At 65.2% G+C, this 18,653-nt stretch carries 26 protein-coding genes; 10 read left to right on the forward strand and 16 right to left on the reverse strand.

Features of this window, described 5'->3' with window-relative positions; all coding sequences use genetic code 11:
- Positions 1 to 294: 294 nt before the first annotated feature.
- The 3 genes from RPB_RS09705 to RPB_RS24870 all read right to left on the reverse strand — a co-directional run bounded on the left by RPB_RS09705 (position 295) and on the right by RPB_RS24870 (position 1,657).
- Entirely contained in the window at positions 295 to 579 is a 285-nt protein-coding gene (locus RPB_RS09705; protein ID WP_011440825.1) for a hypothetical protein, read from the reverse strand.
- 231 nt (positions 580 to 810) lie between these two features.
- The gene (locus RPB_RS09710; RefSeq protein WP_011440826.1) at positions 811 to 1,125 is read right to left on the reverse strand and encodes a hypothetical protein; all 315 of its coding nucleotides are present in this window, start codon (positions 1,123 to 1,125) and stop codon (positions 811 to 813) included.
- A gap of 268 nt (positions 1,126 to 1,393) precedes the next feature.
- Positions 1,394 to 1,657 (reverse strand): hypothetical protein, encoded by a 264-nt coding sequence (locus RPB_RS24870; RefSeq protein ID WP_198135198.1) that lies wholly within the window; start codon positions 1,655 to 1,657, stop codon positions 1,394 to 1,396.
- Between RPB_RS24870 and RPB_RS24085 the strand changes: the two genes are divergently transcribed.
- Both RPB_RS24085 and bfr read left to right on the forward strand, forming a co-directional pair.
- Positions 1,562 to 1,771, forward strand: coding sequence for a (2Fe-2S)-binding protein (locus RPB_RS24085; protein ID WP_011440827.1), 210 nt, complete (start codon positions 1,562 to 1,564; stop codon positions 1,769 to 1,771). The two genes, RPB_RS24870 and RPB_RS24085, sit on opposite strands and share 96 nt — an antisense overlap.
- Positions 1,772 to 1,907: 136 nt before the next feature.
- Positions 1,908 to 2,387, forward strand: a complete 480-nt coding sequence (gene bfr, locus RPB_RS09715; protein WP_011440828.1) for a bacterioferritin — start codon at positions 1,908 to 1,910, stop codon at positions 2,385 to 2,387.
- Between the two features lie 78 nt (positions 2,388 to 2,465).
- On the opposite strand, the gene RPB_RS09720 is transcribed toward bfr, so the two are convergent.
- From RPB_RS09720 to RPB_RS09730, 3 genes are all read right to left on the reverse strand, one after another.
- A complete protein-coding gene (locus RPB_RS09720; RefSeq protein ID WP_245258335.1) occupies positions 2,466 to 3,029 on the reverse strand; it encodes a hypothetical protein in 564 nt (187 codons plus the stop codon).
- Between the two features lie 87 nt (positions 3,030 to 3,116).
- Positions 3,117 to 3,551 (reverse strand): DoxX family protein, encoded by a 435-nt coding sequence (locus RPB_RS09725; protein ID WP_011440830.1) that lies wholly within the window; start codon positions 3,549 to 3,551, stop codon positions 3,117 to 3,119.
- Positions 3,548 to 4,174 (reverse strand): SOUL family heme-binding protein, encoded by a 627-nt coding sequence (locus tag RPB_RS09730; RefSeq protein WP_011440831.1) that lies wholly within the window; start codon positions 4,172 to 4,174, stop codon positions 3,548 to 3,550. Before RPB_RS09730 ends, RPB_RS09725 begins: the two co-directional genes overlap by 4 nt.
- A 146-nt stretch (positions 4,175 to 4,320) precedes the next feature.
- On the opposite strand from RPB_RS09730, the gene RPB_RS09735 reads away from it, so the two are divergent.
- Positions 4,321 to 4,587 carry a DUF2277 domain-containing protein gene (locus tag RPB_RS09735; protein WP_011440832.1) on the forward strand — a complete coding sequence of 89 codons (267 nt, stop codon included), beginning with the start codon at positions 4,321 to 4,323 and terminating at the stop codon, positions 4,585 to 4,587.
- A 15-nt stretch (positions 4,588 to 4,602) separates the two neighbouring features.
- Here the strand turns inward: RPB_RS09735 and RPB_RS09740 are convergent, their stop codons facing one another.
- The gene (locus tag RPB_RS09740; protein WP_041798157.1) at positions 4,603 to 5,250 is read right to left on the reverse strand and encodes a collagen-like protein; all 648 of its coding nucleotides are present in this window, start codon (positions 5,248 to 5,250) and stop codon (positions 4,603 to 4,605) included.
- A 56-nt stretch (positions 5,251 to 5,306) separates the two neighbouring features.
- Positions 5,307 to 6,488, reverse strand: coding sequence for a cytochrome P450 (locus tag RPB_RS09745; RefSeq protein WP_011440834.1), 1,182 nt, complete (start codon positions 6,486 to 6,488; stop codon positions 5,307 to 5,309).
- Between the two features lie 175 nt (positions 6,489 to 6,663).
- On the opposite strand from RPB_RS09745, the gene RPB_RS09750 reads away from it, so the two are divergent.
- Complete coding sequence (locus RPB_RS09750; RefSeq protein WP_011440835.1) at positions 6,664 to 7,008, forward strand: hypothetical protein; 345 nt, start codon at positions 6,664 to 6,666, stop codon at positions 7,006 to 7,008.
- A 43-nt stretch (positions 7,009 to 7,051) separates the two neighbouring features.
- Here RPB_RS09750 and RPB_RS09755 read toward each other — a convergent pair whose 3' ends face one another.
- Together RPB_RS09755 and RPB_RS09760 are read right to left on the reverse strand one after the other, a co-directional pair.
- Positions 7,052 to 8,059 (reverse strand): hypothetical protein, encoded by a 1,008-nt coding sequence (locus tag RPB_RS09755; protein ID WP_349644122.1) that lies wholly within the window; start codon positions 8,057 to 8,059, stop codon positions 7,052 to 7,054.
- Positions 8,060 to 8,904: 845 nt separating this feature from the next.
- Positions 8,905 to 9,669: an outer membrane protein gene (locus RPB_RS09760; protein ID WP_011440837.1), complete on the reverse strand. Its 765-nt coding sequence runs from the start codon at positions 9,667 to 9,669 to the stop codon at positions 8,905 to 8,907.
- A gap of 296 nt (positions 9,670 to 9,965) precedes the next feature.
- Between RPB_RS09760 and RPB_RS09765 the strand changes: the two genes are divergently transcribed.
- Complete coding sequence (locus tag RPB_RS09765) at positions 9,966 to 10,394, forward strand: hypothetical protein (RefSeq protein WP_011440838.1); 429 nt, start codon at positions 9,966 to 9,968, stop codon at positions 10,392 to 10,394.
- 65 nt (positions 10,395 to 10,459) lie between these two features.
- On the opposite strand, the gene RPB_RS09770 is transcribed toward RPB_RS09765, so the two are convergent.
- Both RPB_RS09770 and RPB_RS09775 read right to left on the reverse strand, forming a co-directional pair.
- Positions 10,460 to 10,900: a hypothetical protein gene (locus RPB_RS09770; RefSeq protein WP_011440839.1), complete on the reverse strand. Its 441-nt coding sequence runs from the start codon at positions 10,898 to 10,900 to the stop codon at positions 10,460 to 10,462.
- Positions 10,897 to 11,427, reverse strand: coding sequence for a DUF2314 domain-containing protein (locus RPB_RS09775; protein WP_011440840.1), 531 nt, complete (start codon positions 11,425 to 11,427; stop codon positions 10,897 to 10,899). The genes RPB_RS09770 and RPB_RS09775 overlap by 4 nt, the downstream gene beginning before the upstream one ends.
- A 177-nt stretch (positions 11,428 to 11,604) precedes the next feature.
- On the opposite strand from RPB_RS09775, the gene RPB_RS09780 reads away from it, so the two are divergent.
- Entirely contained in the window at positions 11,605 to 12,897 is a 1,293-nt protein-coding gene (locus tag RPB_RS09780) for a flavin-dependent oxidoreductase (RefSeq protein ID WP_011440841.1), read from the forward strand.
- Between the two features lie 135 nt (positions 12,898 to 13,032).
- Here the strand turns inward: RPB_RS09780 and RPB_RS09785 are convergent, their stop codons facing one another.
- Both RPB_RS09785 and RPB_RS09790 read right to left on the reverse strand, forming a co-directional pair.
- Positions 13,033 to 13,224 (reverse strand): hypothetical protein, encoded by a 192-nt coding sequence (locus RPB_RS09785; protein ID WP_157038796.1) that lies wholly within the window; start codon positions 13,222 to 13,224, stop codon positions 13,033 to 13,035.
- Positions 13,225 to 13,375: 151 nt separating this feature from the next.
- Positions 13,376 to 13,870, reverse strand: coding sequence for a DUF2314 domain-containing protein (locus RPB_RS09790; protein WP_011440843.1), 495 nt, complete (start codon positions 13,868 to 13,870; stop codon positions 13,376 to 13,378).
- Between the two features lie 193 nt (positions 13,871 to 14,063).
- Between RPB_RS09790 and RPB_RS09795 the strand changes: the two genes are divergently transcribed.
- The gene (locus RPB_RS09795; protein WP_011440844.1) at positions 14,064 to 14,528 is read left to right on the forward strand and encodes a hypothetical protein; all 465 of its coding nucleotides are present in this window, start codon (positions 14,064 to 14,066) and stop codon (positions 14,526 to 14,528) included.
- 151 nt (positions 14,529 to 14,679) lie between these two features.
- Positions 14,680 to 15,099: a hypothetical protein gene (locus RPB_RS09800; RefSeq protein ID WP_011440845.1), complete on the forward strand. Its 420-nt coding sequence runs from the start codon at positions 14,680 to 14,682 to the stop codon at positions 15,097 to 15,099.
- A gap of 42 nt (positions 15,100 to 15,141) precedes the next feature.
- On the opposite strand, the gene RPB_RS09805 is transcribed toward RPB_RS09800, so the two are convergent.
- Positions 15,142 to 15,663, reverse strand: a complete 522-nt coding sequence (locus RPB_RS09805; RefSeq protein ID WP_011440846.1) for a DUF6932 family protein — start codon at positions 15,661 to 15,663, stop codon at positions 15,142 to 15,144.
- Positions 15,664 to 16,018: 355 nt separating this feature from the next.
- Between RPB_RS09805 and RPB_RS09810 the strand changes: the two genes are divergently transcribed.
- The gene (locus tag RPB_RS09810) at positions 16,019 to 16,531 is read left to right on the forward strand and encodes a hypothetical protein (protein ID WP_011440847.1); all 513 of its coding nucleotides are present in this window, start codon (positions 16,019 to 16,021) and stop codon (positions 16,529 to 16,531) included.
- 116 nt (positions 16,532 to 16,647) lie between these two features.
- Positions 16,648 to 17,184 carry an REP-associated tyrosine transposase gene (locus tag RPB_RS09815; RefSeq protein WP_011440848.1) on the forward strand — a complete coding sequence of 179 codons (537 nt, stop codon included), beginning with the start codon at positions 16,648 to 16,650 and terminating at the stop codon, positions 17,182 to 17,184.
- Between the two features lie 155 nt (positions 17,185 to 17,339).
- Here the strand turns inward: RPB_RS09815 and RPB_RS09820 are convergent, their stop codons facing one another.
- Positions 17,340 to 17,894: a hypothetical protein gene (locus tag RPB_RS09820; protein ID WP_011440849.1), complete on the reverse strand. Its 555-nt coding sequence runs from the start codon at positions 17,892 to 17,894 to the stop codon at positions 17,340 to 17,342.
- Between the last annotated feature and the right edge of the window lie 759 nt (positions 17,895 to 18,653).

Genomic DNA, 18,653 nt, shown 5'->3' on the forward strand with positions numbered 1-18,653 from the left:
TTTCTCCTGAGGGTCGAGGGGAATGAAATGTCGGTCCAGACGGACCGCGACGATGCGGTCGACGAGAGGACAACGAAGGATCGGCCCGGAGGTGCAACCCAGAGACAATCCACGGCATCATGGACCGAAGGCGCGATGGTTATGTGACAGTCCGTGCGAGACTTCCGGTGGGGGGCCGAGCGAGATCGCCCTGCGCCGGGAGTGCAGCCAAAAAGAAACCGGCCGAAAAATCGGCCGGTTTGCAGATATTCGGAACGCTGGATCGTGCGATCGACTAGCGCAATCGCAGATCGATCAATCGCAGACTTCGACCGGGCGCGAGCGCCAGACGCCGCGATAGTCGTCCCAGAAGCGCTGGCGAACGATGCGGCAGGCCGGTTCCTCGACATACACCGGCGCGGGCGCCGCATAGGCGGGACGGCTGGCCGCGATTGCGCCGCCGAGCAGGGCGCCGCCGATCAGGCCGCCTGCAACACCGGCCGCGATCCGGCCGCCATCGGCCTTGGCCTGCGGAACGGCGATGGCCAGTGAACCGGCGAGGGTCGCGACTGCAACCAGGATCGAAACAGTCTTCTTCATTTGTCTCTCCAGAGTAGCGCCGCGACCGGCGCGCGTTGATATGAACTCGCAAGGCCAACCGCACAGCACCAAAAAAGCGCAATGCCGTCAATCGTCGCAGATCGGCTGCCGATCACTGTCCCTCAAAAGCGGTCTTTTTCGGGCCACCCAAGCTCAGGCCCCAAGGCTTCTCCGTCCGGTCAGGACAAGGGGAAGACTGGTTAGTCGGCGCAGGAGCCCGAAGGTTCAATCCTATTCGCAGACGCGCACCCGGCGGATTCGCCAGGCATAGCCGTCCCAGAACCGCTGGCGCTGCCAGTAGCAGTCGGCATCGTAGCCGGGTCCGACGACATAGGCCGGCGCGGGCCGGTAATAATAGCCGGGACCGTATCCGTAATAGCCCGGATAGCCCGGACCAGCCACCGCGCCGCCGACGATCGCGCCGCCGAGCAGCCCGGCGGCGAGTCCCACGCCGAAGCCGTCATGCGCCTGTGCCGGGGCCGGCGCGCCAACCGCTGCCACTCCCAGCGCCGCCGCTGCGGCCAGCACCATCAATGGTTTCCTCATGGCGTCACCTTCGCTTCCCGCCCGTCCGTGACGGGCCCTCTGCTCCAACGTCGCGGGGAAGGTTCCACGATACTGTTGAACGATCGATGAATGGAGACGTCCAAGAGTTGCCATGTTCACAGGTCGCCGCTGCCCAGCGCCGAGTTCAGACGTCGCGATGGTTCACCAGACCGCCCCGATTCACCTGCATTCGCTGCAGCGCACCGTGTTGCCGCCCGGGTCGAAATCGGTCGACTGCGGAACGCGACGTCGAACAAGATACGTATCGCTACCGAACTAACCGGCCGCCAGCGTCCAGGGCGGCGCGCGCTTGAGCGAGATCAAACCGGCTCACCGAGTTTGGAATAGCTTCAAAACAGCCGTTTTCCTTTTGCTTTCGACCTATCTCCTGACTATCCAGAGTTTGCACCGCCATCATTGGGACTGCTGAAATTCCATGATCGTCTGTTCCTGCAACGTCCTCACCGATCACGACGTCCGAAGCGCGTTGAATCCCGATGGCGGGAACGCACGCAGCGCCGGAGAGGTCCATCGATGTCTCGGCTGCAGCCGCCAGTGCGGCCGCTGCATGCATACGATTCGGAAGATCATGAACGACACCGGCTGCTCGGCCGCCCACGCTCACGCGCACGCCCACGTCTCCTGAGCCCTCAAATGCAGCCCTCCCTCGCGATCGCGGGGATTGCGAGTCGTTGGGATTCTGATCTAGAATTATTCCAATTCTAATCTGGAATTCCCGCGCCGGTGAATCGCCGGATGCGTGGCGTGCGACAGGAGAAGTCATGAAGGGCGATGCCAAGGTCATCGAATATCTCAACCGCGGTTTGCGGAGCGAGTTGACGGCGATCAGCCAGTATTGGTTGCATTATCGTTTGCTCGACAATTGGGGGCTGAAGGACCTCGCCAAGGTCTGGCGCAAGGAATCCATCGAGGAGATGGAGCACGCCGACAAGCTGACCGACCGGATCATCTTCCTGGATGGGTTCCCGAACATGCAGGTGCTGGATCCGTTGCGGATCGGCCAGAACGTCAAGGAAGTGCTGAATTCCGACCTGCAGGCCGAGATCGGCGCGCGCGAATTGTACCAGGAAGCGGCGACCTACTGCCACAGCGTCAAGGACTACGTGTCGCGCGACCTGTTCGAGCAGCTGATGAAGGACGAGGAACATCACATCGATTTCCTCGAGACCCAGATCGAACTGGTCAGCCGGATCGGCGTCGAGTTGTATCAGCAGCACCACATCGGCGAACTCCACGACTGATGTGAGCGCGGCGCGCCTCTGAACGGGGGCGCGCCGATCTCCCGTTGCGGCTTGATCGAGCGACGGTCTCGAGGGCTGCTATGTCGTCCGGCGCGCCTGCGTCGTTGTCAGCGGGCAGGCCGCATAGGCCGCCTCGAGCGCCGGCTCGGCGCCGGCGACCTTGAACTCCACCGAACTGACCCCGGCATTGAGCGAGCGGATCCGGACGTAGAGCCGGGTCGAACCGCGCAGATCGTCGATGAACTGCTGCAAGGCGGCGGTGTCCTCGATGACGATCACCCGATAGCCGAGCAGAACGCGGGACTCGACCGCATCGCGGCCGGGCTTGTCGTCGAAGCGATAGCCGAGACTGGTGTTGCGGTCGGAGCCGATCTTGAACTCGAAGGCGATCTTCGCGATCGGACGATTCTCGAAGCAGGTGAGTTGCAGGAGGGCGTTGCGGATCACCCCGTCGTTGCTGTTGGTGGCGCCCCAGACCCGCGTGATCGCGCCGGCGACCGGGGTGCCGGTGATGCGGTCCGGCTTCTGATCGATCAGCCAGTTGCCGGACCGGGTGGTGCCGGCATCGGTGACGCACCCGGCCAGAACCATGGTCGCCGCACCTGCCGAGACCTGCATCAGGATACGCAACGAGCGATGCAACGCAGCCTCCCATCTTGGTTCCATTCTGCAACCGTGACGGGTAGCAAGCAAGAGAATTTGCAACCTGGTCGTATCGTCCGCGCTGCGTCAGGCGCGTCGGCGCCGGAACGGCCAGTCCACAACGCCGGCGGCATACAGCGATGCCCAGATGATCAGCGGCTGCGCCGCGAGCCGCGGGCCGTGATACCACCAACTACTCGGCAGCCCCGGAATTTCGATGCCGTCTACCGCGTGCATGATATTCGCCGGCCACACGCACAGCGAATACAGCGCGAGCGCGACGCCGGCCCACCAGCGTAGCGGCCGCGTCACCAGCGCAGCCGCGCCGGCGAATTCGCACAGGCCGGTGAGCAGGATCACCTGCGGTGCGAACTGCACCCAGCCGGGCGTCATCGCGAGCAGCTTGTCGGGCACGGCGAGATGCGCCACGCCGGCTGCGACGAAGAACGCAGCGAGGATCCAGCGCAAAACGGCGCGCCACGGATTCGACGAGTGGCCGCCGCTCTGCGCCGCCTCGCTCATCGCGCCGTCACCGTCACCGCGGCTTCGTTGCGGCGCAGAAAGGGAATCGTGAAGGGGGCGTCGTAGAACAGGCCGTAGGGCGCGCCGGCGGGCTGCCATCGCGAATGGTCCAGCGCCGCGATCAGTTGCCGCTGACGTTCGGCGAGGTCGCGGCCGGTCCAGGTGAAGCGCAGCGTCGCGATCGTTTCCTCGGGCACGGTGACGATCCTGACCCGGTCGTCGGCCGGCGTCGGCGCGGTATCGGGCGTGAGCGTCGCCGGCAGGAAGAACCGCATCCGGACGGCGCCGTTGTTGCGCTCGGTCTGCACCGGCGCGGTCATCGCGATTTTCTCGGACCGCGCGACATCGACCGGCGTCGTCATGGCGACGCGCTCCGATTGTCCCGACGCGTTGCGATTGGCGCCGGCGATGTAGTTGAACAGTAGCCTGAAGGCCTGGCCGTCGGCGCGGTCCTCGCGATCGAGCGCGACCTCGGCGGCGACGCGCGGCGCATAGCGGCGGATTTCGACGGCGTCGGCGGGGCGGTCGAGCACCGTATAGGGCGGTTGTTCGTAGATCCGCAGCCCGAACACGCCGATCACGGATTCGAACACCAGCACGGTGTAGTACCAAATCGCCGACATGTACGTCCTCGCAGCGGGTGACCTGCAGCCTCAGCTAAGCACAGGGACGGCGATCACAAGAGCTGCGTGCGAGATCGGTTCCACATTGCGCGCCCGGCGTTCGGCGTTACGCTCGCACGCGAGCGTACCAATGTCGGAGGTCGAGCATGTGCCGGAATATCAAGACGCTGTTCAACTTCGAGCCGCCGGCGACCGAGGATGAAATCCGCGCCTCGGCGCTGCAATTCGTCCGCAAGCTGTCGGGGTTCAACACGCCGTCGCAGGCCAACGCAGCGGCGTTCGCGCGCGCGGTCGACGACGTCGCCGATGTCGCGCGGACGTTACTGGCGTCGCTGCAGACGCAGGCCGAGCCGCGCAACCGGGACGTCGAGGCAGAGAAGGCAAGAGAGCGCTCGCGCGCGCGATTCGGTTAGCGCGCGCGGCTTCACTCAATCCTTGTGCTTGCGCTTCTTCTTTTTCTTGCCGTCGGGCCGCTCGTCGTCGTCGTCGCGTTCATCGTCGTCGGCGTGCTCCGACTCGTCGAGCGCAGCTGCGACCTCGCGCTCGGCGGCTTCGCGTTCGATCGCTTCGCGCAGCTCCGTGGCCTCGCGCTCGGCGCGTTCGCGCGCCTCCTGTTCGCGCTTCGCCTTGTAGTCCTCATAGGCGTCGAAGATCAGGTGCAGCCAGGGCATCACCTGCTCGATCGAGGGGAGGGCGCCGGCAGGGCCGGGCTCGCCGCGCGGGCCCTGATCGCCGCGCAGTCCCTGTTCGCCACGGGGGCCCTGGTCGCCGCGGGGACCCTGCGGTCCCGGCTTGCCTTCGGGCCCAACTGGACCAGCCTTGCCGTCGGGGCCGGGCTTGCCTTGCGGGCCCTGCGGGCCCTGCGGGCCCGGTTTGCCGTCGGCGCCGGGCTTGCCCTGCGGGCCGGCCTTGCCTTGCGGACCGGGTTTGCCGACCGGCCCCGGCTTGCCGCGCGGGCCTTCCGGTCCCGGCCGTCCCGGATGTCCCTGCGGTCCGGGACGTCCCGGTTCGCCCGGACGTCCACGCGGTCCTTGCGGTCCCGGACGTCCACGGCGGGTTACTTCTGTATCGGCCACACGCGCCCCCAAACGATTCCTATCCCCCCACCTTTAGCAGAGGTGAGGTGACGGCTTCAATTCGGCGCTGCGCTGTTCCAGACGACCGGCAGATTGAGCAATCCGCGAAACGCCCAGCCGCCGATCCGCACCGGCTCGCGCGGATCGAGCCGCAGATCCGTCAGCCGCGCGAACACGCCCGGCAGCGCGACGTCGGCGACCATCGCGCGGGAGGCGAAGGCGCCGGCGCAATAATGCGGCCCGGCACCGAAGGCGATGCTCTTGGCGTGATCGCGGCCGACGTCGAACACATCCGGATCGCTGAAGCAGGCCTCGTCGCGATTGGCCGAGCCGAACATGAAGAACACCCGGTCCTCCGGCTCGAAATCGACGCCGCGATAATGGAACGGCTGCGCCACGCGGCGCGGCGACATCCCGATCGGCGCGATCCAGCGGGCGTATTCCTCGAACACGTCGAGCCAGCTGGCTTCGCCCGCGACCACCCGGGCGTATTCCGACGGATGGGTCAGCAGCGCCCAGACGCAGCCCGAGATCGCGTCGCGCGGCTCGTTCTGTCCGCCGGAGATCGCGAGCTTGATATTGGCGCGGATCGAATCCATCGCCATGCCGGCAGCGATCAGCACGCTCAGCATCGAGTGGTCGGGATGCTTGCGCACCACCGGGGCCATGTCGTCGATCGCGGCGTCGATTCCCGCGGTCGCGGCGTGACAACGATCCTCCACCGCTCGGTCGCCGGTGTAGTTGGCGATGCCGTCGATCATCGCCTGCGACCACGCATCCATCTCGTGATAGCTGATATTGGTGAGGCCGGTGACGTCTTTGAGACATTCGCCCGACAGCGGCAGCGCGAACGCCTTGACCAGATCGGCGGCGCCCCGCGGCGCGAGATCCTCGAGGATGCGATCGGCGTGGGCCTGAAACTGCTTGCGCCAGACCTCCTTCACGGTGCGCGGCGACACCGCGGGAAACATCGCGGTGCGTTCGGCGAGGTGCGCGTCGCCGTCCTTGCGCATCATGTTGTGGCCCATCAGCCGGTTCATCAAACCGGCTGGCTGATGCGACGAGAACACGTCGATGCGCTTCTCGTTGACGAAGATGTCGTCGCGCCGGGTGAAGATGGTCGAGCCGAGCTGCGGCACGAAGGCGATCGGCGCTTGCGCGCGCATCTTCGCCAAGGCCGGATAGGGATCGGCCCAGAACGCGGCGACATTGATCTCGAAGTGGGGAGCGTTGCTCATGCGATGATCTGCTGCAGTGCGGGAGAAGTTGCGAGGCGACTGCAAGCGTGATGAACCGGGCTGCGGCTGTCAAATACAAATGCTCGTGCCGACGGCGTGATCCATGTCGCCCATTGTTCGAAGGGGATCGGTTTCACCGATTGCGGAGCACATATTTCAAACTCGGAGAATTGCCATGGAAGCGAAAGACGTCGCAACGATGAATGCGTTGCCCCAAGCGAGTTCGTGCCGGCTGATCGACTTCGACGAAGTCGTCGTGGTCCCCGGGTTCGTACCCAAGACCTTCATCCTGATCGTCAGCGGCACCAAACCGTGGGTCACGATGACGGTCGAACTTCGGCCGCTGGTCTACATTCGACAGCCGGAATACTGGGGAATCGAAGTTGTGGGCTGTCAAAGCGGAATCGGATTGCCGCAGACGGCGCCGTACTCCGTCACCCTGGATATCACCTCGGTGCTCGGGACAAAGGGGATCGAGGTGATCGGCGCGACGGGAAAAAAGAAGGTCGACGTTTCGTAGCAGGCCGCGACGGGCCGTTGCAATCCCGACGGCTCGTTCGCTACTACTCGGCCGCGTCGCTGCGCGACGGTGCCGCGGCCGGAGCGCTGCTTGCGGGCAGGAACACCAGGCCGTCGTCCTTGCGGCAGATGCCGTAGGTGCCGGCGCTGTTCGAGGTCAGCACGATCGCCGGCTCGCTGCAGGTCTCGCACACCAGGCTGCCGGCGGCGTTGAAATGGCCGGGCAGGCGGTCCTGCTTGCTGATCAGCGTGCATTCCTGCCCGAGCGGATCGATCGAGACCTTGGCGCCGCAAGAGAAGCAGAACCGCGTCTCCGAATGCTGCTTGCCCTGGTCGATATTCGCCGGGATCTTGCTGGCGCAGACCGGGCAGCTCACCGACACCGCGCGGGTGAATTGCGAGGCGCCGGGCATCCGCAGGAAAATGCCGCCGGTGGTCGAGCGGTGGGCGTGGAAGCGCTGGCCGCAATGCTGGCAGGTCGGCTTGGCGCTGTCGCCGGGGAGGCTGCCGATCTGGAATTCGACCGGCTTCTTGCAGGCCGGGCAGTTCTCGGTCTCGGTGGCGAGCTTGCGCTCCGGGGCGCGGGCGTCGGTGATATGCGCCTCGATATGCAGCGTGTCGCGTGCGGTCAGCATCTCGATCACGTCGAACGGCAATTGCCGGCCGGTGATCTCACCGATCTCGTGGGTGACGCCGATCAGATTGTCGATGCACTGTTCGATCTGGGCGAGATACACCGCGGAGGGCAGCGACTCGTCGCGGCCACCCTTGACCGATTTGTGGATCTGGCTGATCGAGGTCTCGAGCTGGCGCGCCAGCACGTTGAGATGGGCGGCGGTGCGCGCTTCGGCGGCGCGCTGGCGCACCGTCCACACGATGGCGAGGGTGGTGAGGCTGGCGCCGCAGATCGCCGAGACCTGGCCCCAGAACCAGACCCAGCCGGTCTGGGTGCCGAGCGCGAAGCCGAGCACGATCATGAACAGACCGGTGCAGGCGGCGATGGTCTCGACCGGATGGGCCGAGAACACTCTCATGAAAGCTTTGCGCAGCACCGCTAATCCCCACATCATGGTTGCCAGCCTACCGCCAAACAACCGCCGCCGAAAGCCGGACCTGTGGCGGAGCATGGGTTTTACCCACCGATCATGGCCATCGGGCACGCGAAAATGGTTGAGCGCAGCGAGCGACTTTGACCGGTATCAAGGACGAAACGGTACCGACGTCCGCGGTGTCGCGATGCGCGATTCGACCAGCCAACAGCCACGCGCCATCCGTCTCGCGGCTCACTGAGCCCGAGTTGTGCACCCGTCGCTGTCACAGCGAGGGGTGGGGGCGCGCCGGTCGGCGCGGGTTGGTGGTGGTTCTCGCGATGACTTGCGAAGTCATCGCGCAACGCCGTCTCGGCGCGCCCACCGCGGCGCTTTTTTGTCTTCGGGCCCGTGCTTCCGTTGACAGGCAAGGGTAATGAAACCCCACGGTCCGGCGGATTTCGCCGCCTTCGCCTGCCCCCGTGCAGCGAACTAACAAGTCGCAGAGCCTCGTAGTAGGCCCGGACGGGTCCCCGAAGCCTCCCGGACGTGTGCTTGCGAGGCACAGCGCGCAGGACGCCGCGTCCGCCCGACTTCGCCGACAAGTGTCGGCTTCGCCGGGCCATCGTTCCGGGCTGGTTACCCAACCCGCCGATCTGTCCCGCTTGTACGACGCCTCGCGAAGCGCCCCTCACGGACAGGACGGTGCGGATTATAATCTCAATAGGATTATTGTCAAGTGGCGCTCTGGCGCAACGCGGCGACGATCGCGCCTCGCGATCGGCCGGGCGACCGCGGATGGCCGTCACGACCCATGAGCAGGTGCGCGTCGCGATTGTGTCCGACGGCCGTGATGGCCGCCGGCGGCGTCAGAACCGATAGTTCACGCCGGCCTTCACCAGGCTCACGCTGGTCTTGACGTCGAAATTCGACGTGCTGCCGCCGTCCGCCAGATTGGTGAAGGTATAGGTCCTGGTGCCGAAATCCATGTAGTTGTATTCGCCGAACACCGACCAATGCGGCGCGAACGCCCATTCGAGACCGACGCCGACCGTCCAGCCGGCGCGGGTGGTGGTGACGTCGCTGAATGGGACGATGCCGGCGGCGCCGAAATCGGCGAAGCCGCCATGGACACTGTGAATCCAGGCGGCGCCGCCCTTGCCGTAGGCCAGCAAATTGCCGAAGGCATAGCCGACCCGGCCGGTCGCGGTCGCGTACCAGTCGGTCTTGGCCTGGGTGTGAACCTGCGCGCCGGGAACGAGAAGGCTGGCGGTGACGGTATCGACCTTGGCGCTGGTCCAGGAGAAATCGCCGGCGATGCCGATCACCCAGTTCTGGATCTGGTAATTGTAGCCGGCCTGCACGCCGCCGAGGAAGCCGCTGTGATCGATCGGGTACGAGGTGCCGAGCGGATCGATCAGATTGATCGACGTGCTGCTGACGAAGGTGGCGGTCTCGTCGACCCAGCCGCCGCCGAGATGGCCGCCGACATAGAGGCCGGTCCAGCTGGGGGAGGGCGCGTAGGGCACCGCCTTCACGGGCGCCTTCATGGCCATGTCGGCCGCGAGCGCCATCGAGCTGCCGAGCCCGCAGGCGACGACGAGGACGGCGAAACCGTAGCCAAGCTGAGCCATTGAAAATCGATCTCCATCGAGTATGTGCGAAAGAGAACACAGTAACGGGTTCCACCCAAGACGTTTATAGTGAACTACGTGCGTTTCCGGGGCATTGTTGCTGCGATGCCACATCGTTGCCGTCGCCGCCTGCAGGGACATCTCCGTGCCGCGCCGAACGAGCGGCGCCTCATGTTGTTGCGCCGATCGTGCGTTGCGGCATTGCCTGGTCTGCTATGGTCGCGGCATCGAATCGCCGCGCTGTTGGCGCGCGACGGCCGGCTGCGAGGCCGCGCGCCGATTGGGAGGAGACAACCATGCGTCGACTGTTCGGAATTGCGTTTGCCCTGATCCTGGCCGCGACCGCCGGCGCCGGCGCGGCGCGCGCCGCGGAGGGCCGGATCGCGCTCACCATCTTCAAGGGCGGCTGGATCATCGGCGGCTCGGGCGGCTCCGGCACGTTGAGCTTCAACGGCCGTCGCTACCCGCTGTCGATCGGCGGGCTGTCCTACGGGCTGGTGTTCGGCGGCTCCAAGGCCGAACTGGTCGGCCGCGTCAGCAACATCCGCAGCGCCAGCGACGTCGCCGGCATCTACGGCGCCGCCGGGGCGGGCGCCGCGATCGGCGTCGGCGCCCGCGCCATCGTGCTGCGCAACGAGAAGGGCGCCGTGCTCGAACTGTCCGGACGCCAAGTCGGCCTGATCGCCAACCTCGACCTCAGCGGTCTGGCGATCGGGCTGCGCTAGGCGAGGCGCGGCGGAACGCAGGCGAGCGCATACTGGGGCGGGCGCTAGCGTGGCAGGGGGCATCGTCACGCCGCGGTGCCTCGCAATTCGGCGAGCCGCGCATCCTGCACGATGATCGCATCGTAGATGGCGAACGCCTCCGCGGCGAGCGGGGTGCCGATCACCTCGGCGCGCAGCAGCGTTCGCGTTACCAGACGATCGAGCCCGCCGCGTATCGCGGCGTCCTGCACCATCACCCCGTCCGGGTTCACGACGTGATGCAGCCGCACCACGCAACGATCCGCCGCGCTGGTGCCGTCGCCCCAGCGGCCGATGATCAGGTCGAGATCGGCGCCGACCTCGGCGACGTGGCCGACGCTCCAGTGCACGTAGTACGCGGCGAGGCCTGCATCGTCGGTCGACACGGTGCCCCACACACAGCGGCTGACTCTGCCGCAGCAGGCGCAACGGCCGGTGACATGGTCGCCCTCCGGCGTCACGATCAGGGCGGTGGCGGCGTTGCTCATCGCGGCGCTGCGGATGGTGCGTCGTCGCAATCGAGGCCGAATTGCTCGCGGGCGATGCGGCGGTCCTCCGGCACCGAGGCGGTCATGGCGCACAGCGTAGCGTTGCCGATCATCCGGTCGCCTTCGAGATAGAGCCAGTCGGCGATCTCGTCGCGCTTGAACACCAGATAGCCGCCGCGTTTCAGGTTTGGCACCAGCCGCGGCTCGTTATCGACCACGCCGATGAAATCGTCGCCCTGGTTCGCGAAGCGCGTGACCCACAGGAATTCGCTGCGGCCATCGGTGAGCCTGACCTCCACCTTCAGCGCGAAGGCGCGCTGGTTGATCCGCGGGCGCGCGGCCTTTGCCAGGAAGTCGGGCAGGGCGGCGCGGGCCTTGGCGATCGCCGCCTGCATCACCGGGTCGTCGTCGGGCACGTAGCGAAGTTCGTCGCGCTCGACCCGCTCGAGCAAATTGCCCGCACCGGCAGGCGGGAGGGCCGAGAGCAGCAGCCCGACGGCCGCCAGCGCAAAAGTCCGGCGCGTCATGGCGCCCTCCAGAAACAAGCAACAACAAATGCATCAAGGAACTGCTGCTATTTTGTTTCCGATTTGTTCCTGTCGTCAAGTCGGTCATTCCCCGGACTTCTTGATACCGGGCCGGTTGCCTCGCCGGTCGTGGCTGGCTACAGCAAGTCGCAATCAGAAGCAGGTTGGGGCGTGCTCATGAGCGACAAGGTCATCATCGCCGGCGGCGGCATCGGCGGGCTGGCGACGGCGCTGACGCTGCATCAGATCGGCGTGCCCTGCGTGGTCTATGAGGCGGCGCGCGAGATGCGGCCGCTCGGCGTCGGCATCAATCTGCAGCCCAACGCGGTGCGCGAGCTCGGCGATCTCGGCATCACCGAGGCCGATCTCGACCGCGTCGGCCTGCCGGCCAAGGAATGGGCGCTGGTCGGCCTCAACGGCAACGACATCTACGCCGAGCCGCGCGGCCGGGACGCCGGCTATGCGTGGCCGCAATATGCGGTGCATCGCGGCGCCTTCCACATGTTGCTGCACGACGAGGTGGTGAAGCGGCTTGGGCCGGATGCGGTGCGGCTCGGAAGCCGCGTCTCCGGCTATCGCAAGACCGCCCACGGCGTCGCTGCGACCGTGGAGCAGGCCGATGGCGGCCGCGCCGAGGTCGACGGCGCGCTGTTGATCGGCGCCGACGGCATCCACTCCGCCATCCGCGCGCAGATGCATCCGGATCAGCCGCCGATCCATTGGGGCGGCGCGGTGATGTGGCGCGGCACCACCTGGGGCAGGCCGACCCGCTCCGGCGCCTCCTTCATCGGCCTCGGCACCCATCGCCAGCGCGTGGTGATCTATCCGATCTCGCATCCCGATCCTGCGACCGGGCTGTCGATGATCAACTGGATCGCCGAAGTGACGCTTGATAACAGCGAAGGCTGGAAGCAACAGGGCTGGTTCCGGCAGGTCCCGACCAGCGACTTCGCGCATCATTTCGACGGCTGGGTGTGGGACTGGATCGACGTGCCGGCCTTGATCCGCGAATCCACCAGCGCATTCGAAAATCCGATGATCGACCGCGACCCGGTGTCGACCTGGCGCGACGGCCCGGTGCTGCTGATCGGCGACGCCGCGCATGCGATGTATCCGACCGGCTCCAATGGCGGCAGCCAGGCGATCATCGACGCCCGCGAACTCGGCGCCGCGATGGTGGCGCACGGCGCGAACGAAGCCGCGCTCGCGGCGTTCGACGAAAAGCTCTGCGGCCCGATCTCGCAACTGATCCTGCGCAACCGCGGCGCCGGGCCATTCGGCCTGTTGAACCTCGTCGACGAGCGCTGCGGCGGCACGTTCGAGAACATCGACGACGTCATCCCGCCGGCCGAACGCGCCGCCTTCATGGCCGGCTACAAGGCCGCGGCGGGCTTCGCCATCGAGAAGCTGAATGCGTCGCCGCCGACGATTGCGCCGGGCGCGAGGGTCAAGGAGCGGGTCGGGGTGTAGCGACGCGACCGTCGCCCGCAAGCCTGTAGCAAGCCGGTAGCCCGCATGAGCGCAGCGATATGCGGGGGCTGCCACAAAGCAACAACCTGGGTGTCGCTTCGCTCACCCGGGCTACACCTTGCGACCAGCTGATCGTTACCGGCTCGACGTCTTCGCTGCATCGTGGCTCGCGCTCTGGTCATCGCGATCCGCCGCCGCTTCGGCGTCCGGCTCCAGCTGCGCCAGTCCCCGCCGTCGGCCGTTGACGCGAAACAACGTATGCACCTTGCTACCAACCGTCGCGCAGCCGCCGCGCATGTTCGGCATGATCAGAAGCGCTTCGCTCATCGTCTGCTCCTCGTCGCTGTCGAGGCGATAATTAAAATGCAAGCGATCAGTTCGGTGCCGTTGCGGGCTTGGTTAACACCTCGTGAAGGGAACGCGAATGGTGGGGGGGCGGTCGAACGCCAGCCGCGTCCGACCAGTGTCCTCCCGATGCTCACTCGCAATCGATCCCGTATTGGTCGCGGAACGCGGCGCGCTGATTTGCCGGCTCGCGCGCGATCAGCACACAGGCGGTGAAATTGCCGATCACGCGATCGTCCTGCTTGTAGGACCAGTCTGCGATGTCCTTGCGTTCGAAGGCGAGGCGGTCGCCGTATTTCAGTTTGGCGATGTTGCGCGGCGTGTTGACGACGCGGCCGATGAAGCCGTCGCCGTCGCGAACGAACGGGCGCAGCCACAGATACTCCGCATTGGCGCCGAGCGGGACTTTCACCTTGACCGCGAAGTCGCGCTGATTGCCGGCCGGATGATCGGCGCGGGCGAGAAACCCATCGAGCCCGGCGCGCGCCTTGGCGATCGCCGCGGCCATCTCCGGATCGCCGCTCTTGACGCGGGCGATCTCGTCGCGCGCGGCCTTGTCGATCAGCGACTGCGCCCGACTCGGCGCGGCGACAACGGCAAGTAACGAAATCAGCACCCACAGCAACATCGACGCCTCCAAGAAAAACTTCGTTTGAAAACTTGCCAAGCTAATTGTTCATGATATGTTCCGATTGTCAAGAAGGGCGAGTAGTTAAGAATTTTACCGTTTTGCGGGTGTCGCCGACGTCATCGCTCGGCGGCAGGCCGCGCATCGCCGGACCGCGGTCGCGCGCCGCCGATGCGGATCAGGAGCAACCGACATGTCGATGGAAATCTACGTGTTCTCGGACCAGAGACTGACCACGATCGAGGACTGGCAGCAGGCGCTCGATCGCCGCGGCGCGCCGCTGCGTCTCTCCGCCGCCCGGCCGTTCGCGGAGCTCAACGGCGCGCTGCCGGCGGTGCTGCGCGATCGACCGACGGCGTTCGAATGCGATCATTTCGACGCCGGTGAACTGATGGACGAGGCGGAGGACGTCGCGTTCGACCATCGCTGGCGCCACGCGCTGGCGTTCCGCTGGGGCGCCGATCTGGCGGCCGGCGAGGCGGCCTATCTGGCGGCCGCCGCCTATGCCGACGCCACCGGCGGCTGCATCTTCGACTGCGAAGAGGGCGCGCTGATCACGCCGGATCGTGCCACCGAAATCGCCGCCGAGCTGCAGAAGAGCGGACCGATGATCGAGGAGGTGATCCGTCGGACGCAACAACGCTTCGGCGAGCCGTGAGAGCGTCGCGTCGTCGCCTGCGTGGAGCGAAGCGAACGCGCGGGTGGGCGCGGCGGTGGGGAACTCGCGCAGCACCGCAACGGCATCGCACGGAAACAATCCAGGCCGTCGCATCGGCTGATGCCGGCGGCGATGCTCGCTGGGGGATGGCATGACGAAGAGCTTCTCGGTGATTACCGGCGGCCGCGACGGACAGGACCGTATCGCGATGTCCATCGTTCATCCGCGCGAGCGGATCGATGTCGCGCTGGACGAGGTGCTGGCGATCGAGGCCGTGGCCGAGCACACCTTCGCGGTGTCCGATGGCACAACCATGACGGTCGCCGCGCCTCACGTTCAGGTGACGCTGGCCCCGAACATCGGCGCGCGCCTGTACCGGCTGACGTCGCACATCATCGATGAAGCGGCCGACTACGTCGTAGGCGGCGAGATCGTCTGCAGTCCGATCGTCCGCGAACCGATCGGCCTGCGCGGGACCTTTTTCATCAGCGCGAGTAGCCTCGCGGAGGCCGAAGCCCTGGCGGCGAAACTGCGCCAGGGCTGGGTCCGGCCGCAGCTGCGGGTGGTGTGAGGGCGCGCAGCGACCGGCATGCTATGCTCCCGGCGACGCTCGCTATCGCGGCAGCTCGGCGATCAGGATCGCCTCGACATCGGCCGGCAATTCGGTGCGGCGGATCAGTTTCGGCCACAACTCCAGCGGCGGCTCGGCGATCAGTTGCGGCGACAGCGTGACGTCGTGCAGATCGTCGTTGAGATGATTGCGGGCGCCGCAATGCTGTGCGCGACACAGCATGCGCGTGTGGCATTCGCGATAGTGGCAGATGCGGCCGAGATAGACGCCGTCGTCGCCGGCCAGAAACACCTCGCCGCCGAGATTGACTCTGTTGGCCTTGCCCTGCATCTGCCGGCCGGTGCGCGCGAGATCGTCGAGATCCATCGCCGCGTCGATCGTCACCAGCAGGTCGATGTCCTTCGGCGCCGGCTTGTCGGTCACGAGCGAGCCTATCAGGGCGATGCGCCGCACGCCCTCGATCTGCGCCGCCGCCCGCACGAAATCCCGCGCCGCCGCCAGCAGCACCGGGCGCGGCGCGGCAGTTGAGGGGCGGGGACCGTAGTCACGGGTGCGTCGGCGCATGAGCGGGGCGGTGGCTGGGATGGATATTCATGTGTAGCGCGAGCGGAGGGCGGGACGCAAAGCAGGTTCTCTGGCGTGAGCTGGACCGTAGGGCGGGTTAGCCGAAGGCGTAACCCGCCGAGCGACTGAGCTTGTGCCGGAGAAAAGGCGGATGACGCTGCGCTGATCCGCCCGATGGGCTGCAGGACGCGCGGGTCACGCGAGGGTGGGTTGACCCAGATCGACCGCGACGAGATCGGCGGGGCGACGCCGGCCCGTCGGATCGCTGCGACCTTCGGCGAGCGTGCACTCAGATCAATGCCGCGGCCGGCGGCCTTGCTAGGTTGCCGCCGCTGTCTCGGATTCGGAGGGTGTGATGATCGCGCGTCGTCGTCTGTTTGGCTTGGCTGTCGCGCTGCCGGCGCTGGTCGCGGCGGCGCTGGCGCCGTCGTCCCCGGTGCGCGCCGGGGACGGGCTGGAGCCGTACGCGCCGCTTCTGGTCGAACTGCCGGGCTGGAAAGCCGGCAGGCTCGGCGGCATGGCGATGCAGGACGGCGGCAGCCGGATTGTGGTGGTGCAGCGCGGCTACGCGCGCGGCGAGATCCATGTCAGCGTCCAGTTGCTCGCCGGCGCGCCGGCGCAGAGCCGGCTTGCGGCCGGCGGCACCGGGATGAAGACCGAAGCCAGCCACGGCCCGGCCACCACCGCGACCATCGACGGCTTCAAGCTGACGCGAACGTTTCAGGCCAGCGACAAGTCCGGCACCATCCTGATCGCCCTCGGCCCCGCCGCCGCGCTGTCGCTGGCGTTCAAGGGGCTGGGCGAAGACGAAGCGCTGGCGACGGCGAAGAGTTTTGACTGGAAGGCGATGCGGGCGGCGGTGAAGTAGCGGGGGACCCGCATGAGCCAAGCGATATGCGGGTTCTGAGGTCACCAGCTACGCGAGCCATCGTGTAGGATGGGTTGAGCTCTTGCGAAACCCATCGCCGCACCACGGGCCTTTCGATGACGAATTATCGGCGTAACGCCATCGCCGGCGGCCGCTTCTTCTTCACCGTCAATCTCGCGGAGCGCCGGCTGCGGTTGCTGACCGATCACATCGATCTGTTGCGCGCTGCCTTTCGCGAGACGCGGCAGCGCCATCCGTTCGTGATCGATGCGATCGTGGTGTTGCCCGACCACCTTCATGCGGTCTGGACGCTCCCCGATGGCGATCGCGATTTCGCCGCGCGCTGGCGGCTGATCAAGGCTGCGTTCTCACGCGGCCTACCGACGGGCGAACGGATTTCCGAAAGCCGCGCGCGCAAAGCCGAACGCGGCATCTGGCAGCGGCGCTATTGGGAGCATACGCTTCGCGACGACGACGATCTCGCGAGGCATATCGACTACATTCATTTCAACCCTGTGAAACATGGCCACGTCGCCCGCGTCGCGGACTGGCCGCATTCCTCGTTTCATCGTATGGTCGCGCGCGGCGTCTATTCGATCGATTGGGCTGGCGACATGGACGCCCCAAGCGACGCGTTCGGCGAACGATCGTGAAGCGCCGTAGGATGGGTTGAGCCCTTCGCGAAAACCATCATGATGTGCAGCGATCGGGGCGATGGGTTTCGCAAGAGCTCAACCCATCCTACGGGCTGGCGAACCACGCCGGCCGGCGATATCGAATTGAATGGAATTTATTGTCGGCCAGTGTGCTAGTAGGTGACAGCAAGTCCTTTCATCGTGTGCTTTTCGGTGGATCTCGATATACCGCCGAGGCCGCTTTCGGTTTCCTCGATTGTCTCATACTCATGAGTGAAGTCGATAACTCTGAGACCATGCGGTTTCAAAGAGGCGGGCAGCGCTTCTCGCATCCCCTCGAGCGACTGATTCCATTCGACAGAGATCGTATTGATCTTCTTGATAAGCGCCGACCAAAGGAAATCTGTAATATCTAGCGGCCGCTTATCTCCAGCAGAGATCCGGCGTCTCAAGTCCTTGAGTAAGGAGTTGATGAAATCAGGATCGGTGCAAAGTGAAACGCCGGCCGCATAGGCGGCCTTCTCGCGAGACAGCTGCTCCTCCTGTTCTCGTCGTCTACGGAGCACGGCAGCTTCGACCCTGCGTGCTTCTTCTTGCCTACGTTTGATCTCGGCTTGCAGCTCAAGCTCACTCCATTCCGACGATCCCGACAAACGAGATTCTGTTGCTATCAAAGGAGCCGAATCTTGAGGGTCGACCGGTCTATTTCGTTTCCACCAGGCCACCATTGCACCCCTTGGAGATTTGTAGCGAACGGACCGTATTGTAAGTGGTTTCGTTTTGAAAGAGAGTCAAACGCTCGATGGTAATATTGTAGTTAGCGAGTCTACCAAAGACCAAAAAACAAAGGGCAGCACTTCAACCGGAATGGTTGGTGCGCGAAAACAGGATGTCCGGCAGGGCCACCGCCTTTTCGAATAGCTGCCTCCAGCGCCGTAGGATGGGTTGAGCCCTTCGCGAAACCCATCATGATGTGCAGCGATCGGGGCGATGGGTTTCGCAAGAGCTCAACCCATCCTACGGGCTGACGACAGTGCGTTACATTCGACGAAATGTGGCTGAGTTGCACGCTGTCTTATGATGCCGGAGAAGAGAGAATGAGTGGAGTTTGGCAGCGATGCGCATGGTACGATGTTGTGTCATGGAAAAATCCACATCTGATCTCTTGCATTGTTTCTAAGGGTATTGAATCATCACTAACTGATCGATCAACCAAGGCTGTACGATAATCCTTGTCGCTGTTTATTTCTTCGCTGAATGTGATTGAAGTCTCGTTCGTGCGTCCAAAGCAAAGTGGAGCATTGTTGAGATGGGCAAGGAAGAGGAATTATCTAATAGCAATGTGAGCCGACTAAATGAGGGTTTAGATTTATCGAAAATAGAGAAACAGGGAGAATCTGAGACGGTTCTGAAGCCGGCAATTCACGGCGCGGCGAAGGGGGTAGCATTGGCTTGGCTGTTGGTCGAATAATTAGCAAGATTCTAAA

Origin of the sequence: Rhodopseudomonas palustris HaA2 (assembly GCF_000013365.1) — a bacterium.
In the GTDB taxonomy this organism is placed as follows: Bacteria; Pseudomonadota; Alphaproteobacteria; order Rhizobiales; family Xanthobacteraceae; genus Rhodopseudomonas; species Rhodopseudomonas palustris_J.

What these genes read in the sequence shown, in the direction of transcription:
- RPB_RS09770 (WP_011440839.1), bottom strand. Translation starts at nt 10,900, where the DNA reads ATGAGCAACGCCGCCACCGCCCTGATCGTGACGCCGGAGGGCGACCAT.
- RPB_RS09785 (WP_157038796.1), bottom strand. Translation starts at nt 13,224, where the DNA reads ATGAGCGAAGCGCTTCTGATCATGCCGAACATGCGCGGCGGCTGCGCG.
- RPB_RS09725 (WP_011440830.1), bottom strand. Translation starts at nt 3,551, where the DNA reads ATGAGCGAGGCGGCGCAGAGCGGCGGCCACTCGTCGAATCCGTGGCGC.
- RPB_RS09815 (WP_011440848.1), top strand. Translation starts at nt 16,648, where the DNA reads ATGACGAATTATCGGCGTAACGCCATCGCCGGCGGCCGCTTCTTCTTC.
- RPB_RS24870 (WP_198135198.1), bottom strand. Translation starts at nt 1,657, where the DNA reads ATGGACCTCTCCGGCGCTGCGTGCGTTCCCGCCATCGGGATTCAACGC.
- RPB_RS09765 (WP_011440838.1), top strand. Translation starts at nt 9,966, where the DNA reads ATGCGTCGACTGTTCGGAATTGCGTTTGCCCTGATCCTGGCCGCGACC.
- RPB_RS09705 (WP_011440825.1), bottom strand. Translation starts at nt 579, where the DNA reads ATGAAGAAGACTGTTTCGATCCTGGTTGCAGTCGCGACCCTCGCCGGT.
- RPB_RS09790 (WP_011440843.1), bottom strand. Translation starts at nt 13,870, where the DNA reads ATGTTGCTGTGGGTGCTGATTTCGTTACTTGCCGTTGTCGCCGCGCCG.
- bfr (WP_011440828.1), top strand. Translation starts at nt 1,908, where the DNA reads ATGAAGGGCGATGCCAAGGTCATCGAATATCTCAACCGCGGTTTGCGG.
- RPB_RS09780 (WP_011440841.1), top strand. Translation starts at nt 11,605, where the DNA reads ATGAGCGACAAGGTCATCATCGCCGGCGGCGGCATCGGCGGGCTGGCG.
- RPB_RS09820 (WP_011440849.1), bottom strand. Translation starts at nt 17,894, where the DNA reads ATGGTGGCCTGGTGGAAACGAAATAGACCGGTCGACCCTCAAGATTCG.
- RPB_RS09730 (WP_011440831.1), bottom strand. Translation starts at nt 4,174, where the DNA reads ATGTCGGCGATTTGGTACTACACCGTGCTGGTGTTCGAATCCGTGATC.
- RPB_RS09760 (WP_011440837.1), bottom strand. Translation starts at nt 9,669, where the DNA reads ATGGCTCAGCTTGGCTACGGTTTCGCCGTCCTCGTCGTCGCCTGCGGG.
- RPB_RS09745 (WP_011440834.1), bottom strand. Translation starts at nt 6,488, where the DNA reads ATGAGCAACGCTCCCCACTTCGAGATCAATGTCGCCGCGTTCTGGGCC.
- RPB_RS09735 (WP_011440832.1), top strand. Translation starts at nt 4,321, where the DNA reads ATGTGCCGGAATATCAAGACGCTGTTCAACTTCGAGCCGCCGGCGACC.
- RPB_RS09805 (WP_011440846.1), bottom strand. Translation starts at nt 15,663, where the DNA reads ATGCGCCGACGCACCCGTGACTACGGTCCCCGCCCCTCAACTGCCGCG.
- RPB_RS09810 (WP_011440847.1), top strand. Translation starts at nt 16,019, where the DNA reads ATGATCGCGCGTCGTCGTCTGTTTGGCTTGGCTGTCGCGCTGCCGGCG.
- RPB_RS09800 (WP_011440845.1), top strand. Translation starts at nt 14,680, where the DNA reads ATGACGAAGAGCTTCTCGGTGATTACCGGCGGCCGCGACGGACAGGAC.
- RPB_RS09795 (WP_011440844.1), top strand. Translation starts at nt 14,064, where the DNA reads ATGTCGATGGAAATCTACGTGTTCTCGGACCAGAGACTGACCACGATC.
- RPB_RS09710 (WP_011440826.1), bottom strand. Translation starts at nt 1,125, where the DNA reads ATGAGGAAACCATTGATGGTGCTGGCCGCAGCGGCGGCGCTGGGAGTG.
- RPB_RS09775 (WP_011440840.1), bottom strand. Translation starts at nt 11,427, where the DNA reads ATGACGCGCCGGACTTTTGCGCTGGCGGCCGTCGGGCTGCTGCTCTCG.
- RPB_RS09750 (WP_011440835.1), top strand. Translation starts at nt 6,664, where the DNA reads ATGGAAGCGAAAGACGTCGCAACGATGAATGCGTTGCCCCAAGCGAGT.
- RPB_RS24085 (WP_011440827.1), top strand. Translation starts at nt 1,562, where the DNA reads ATGATCGTCTGTTCCTGCAACGTCCTCACCGATCACGACGTCCGAAGC.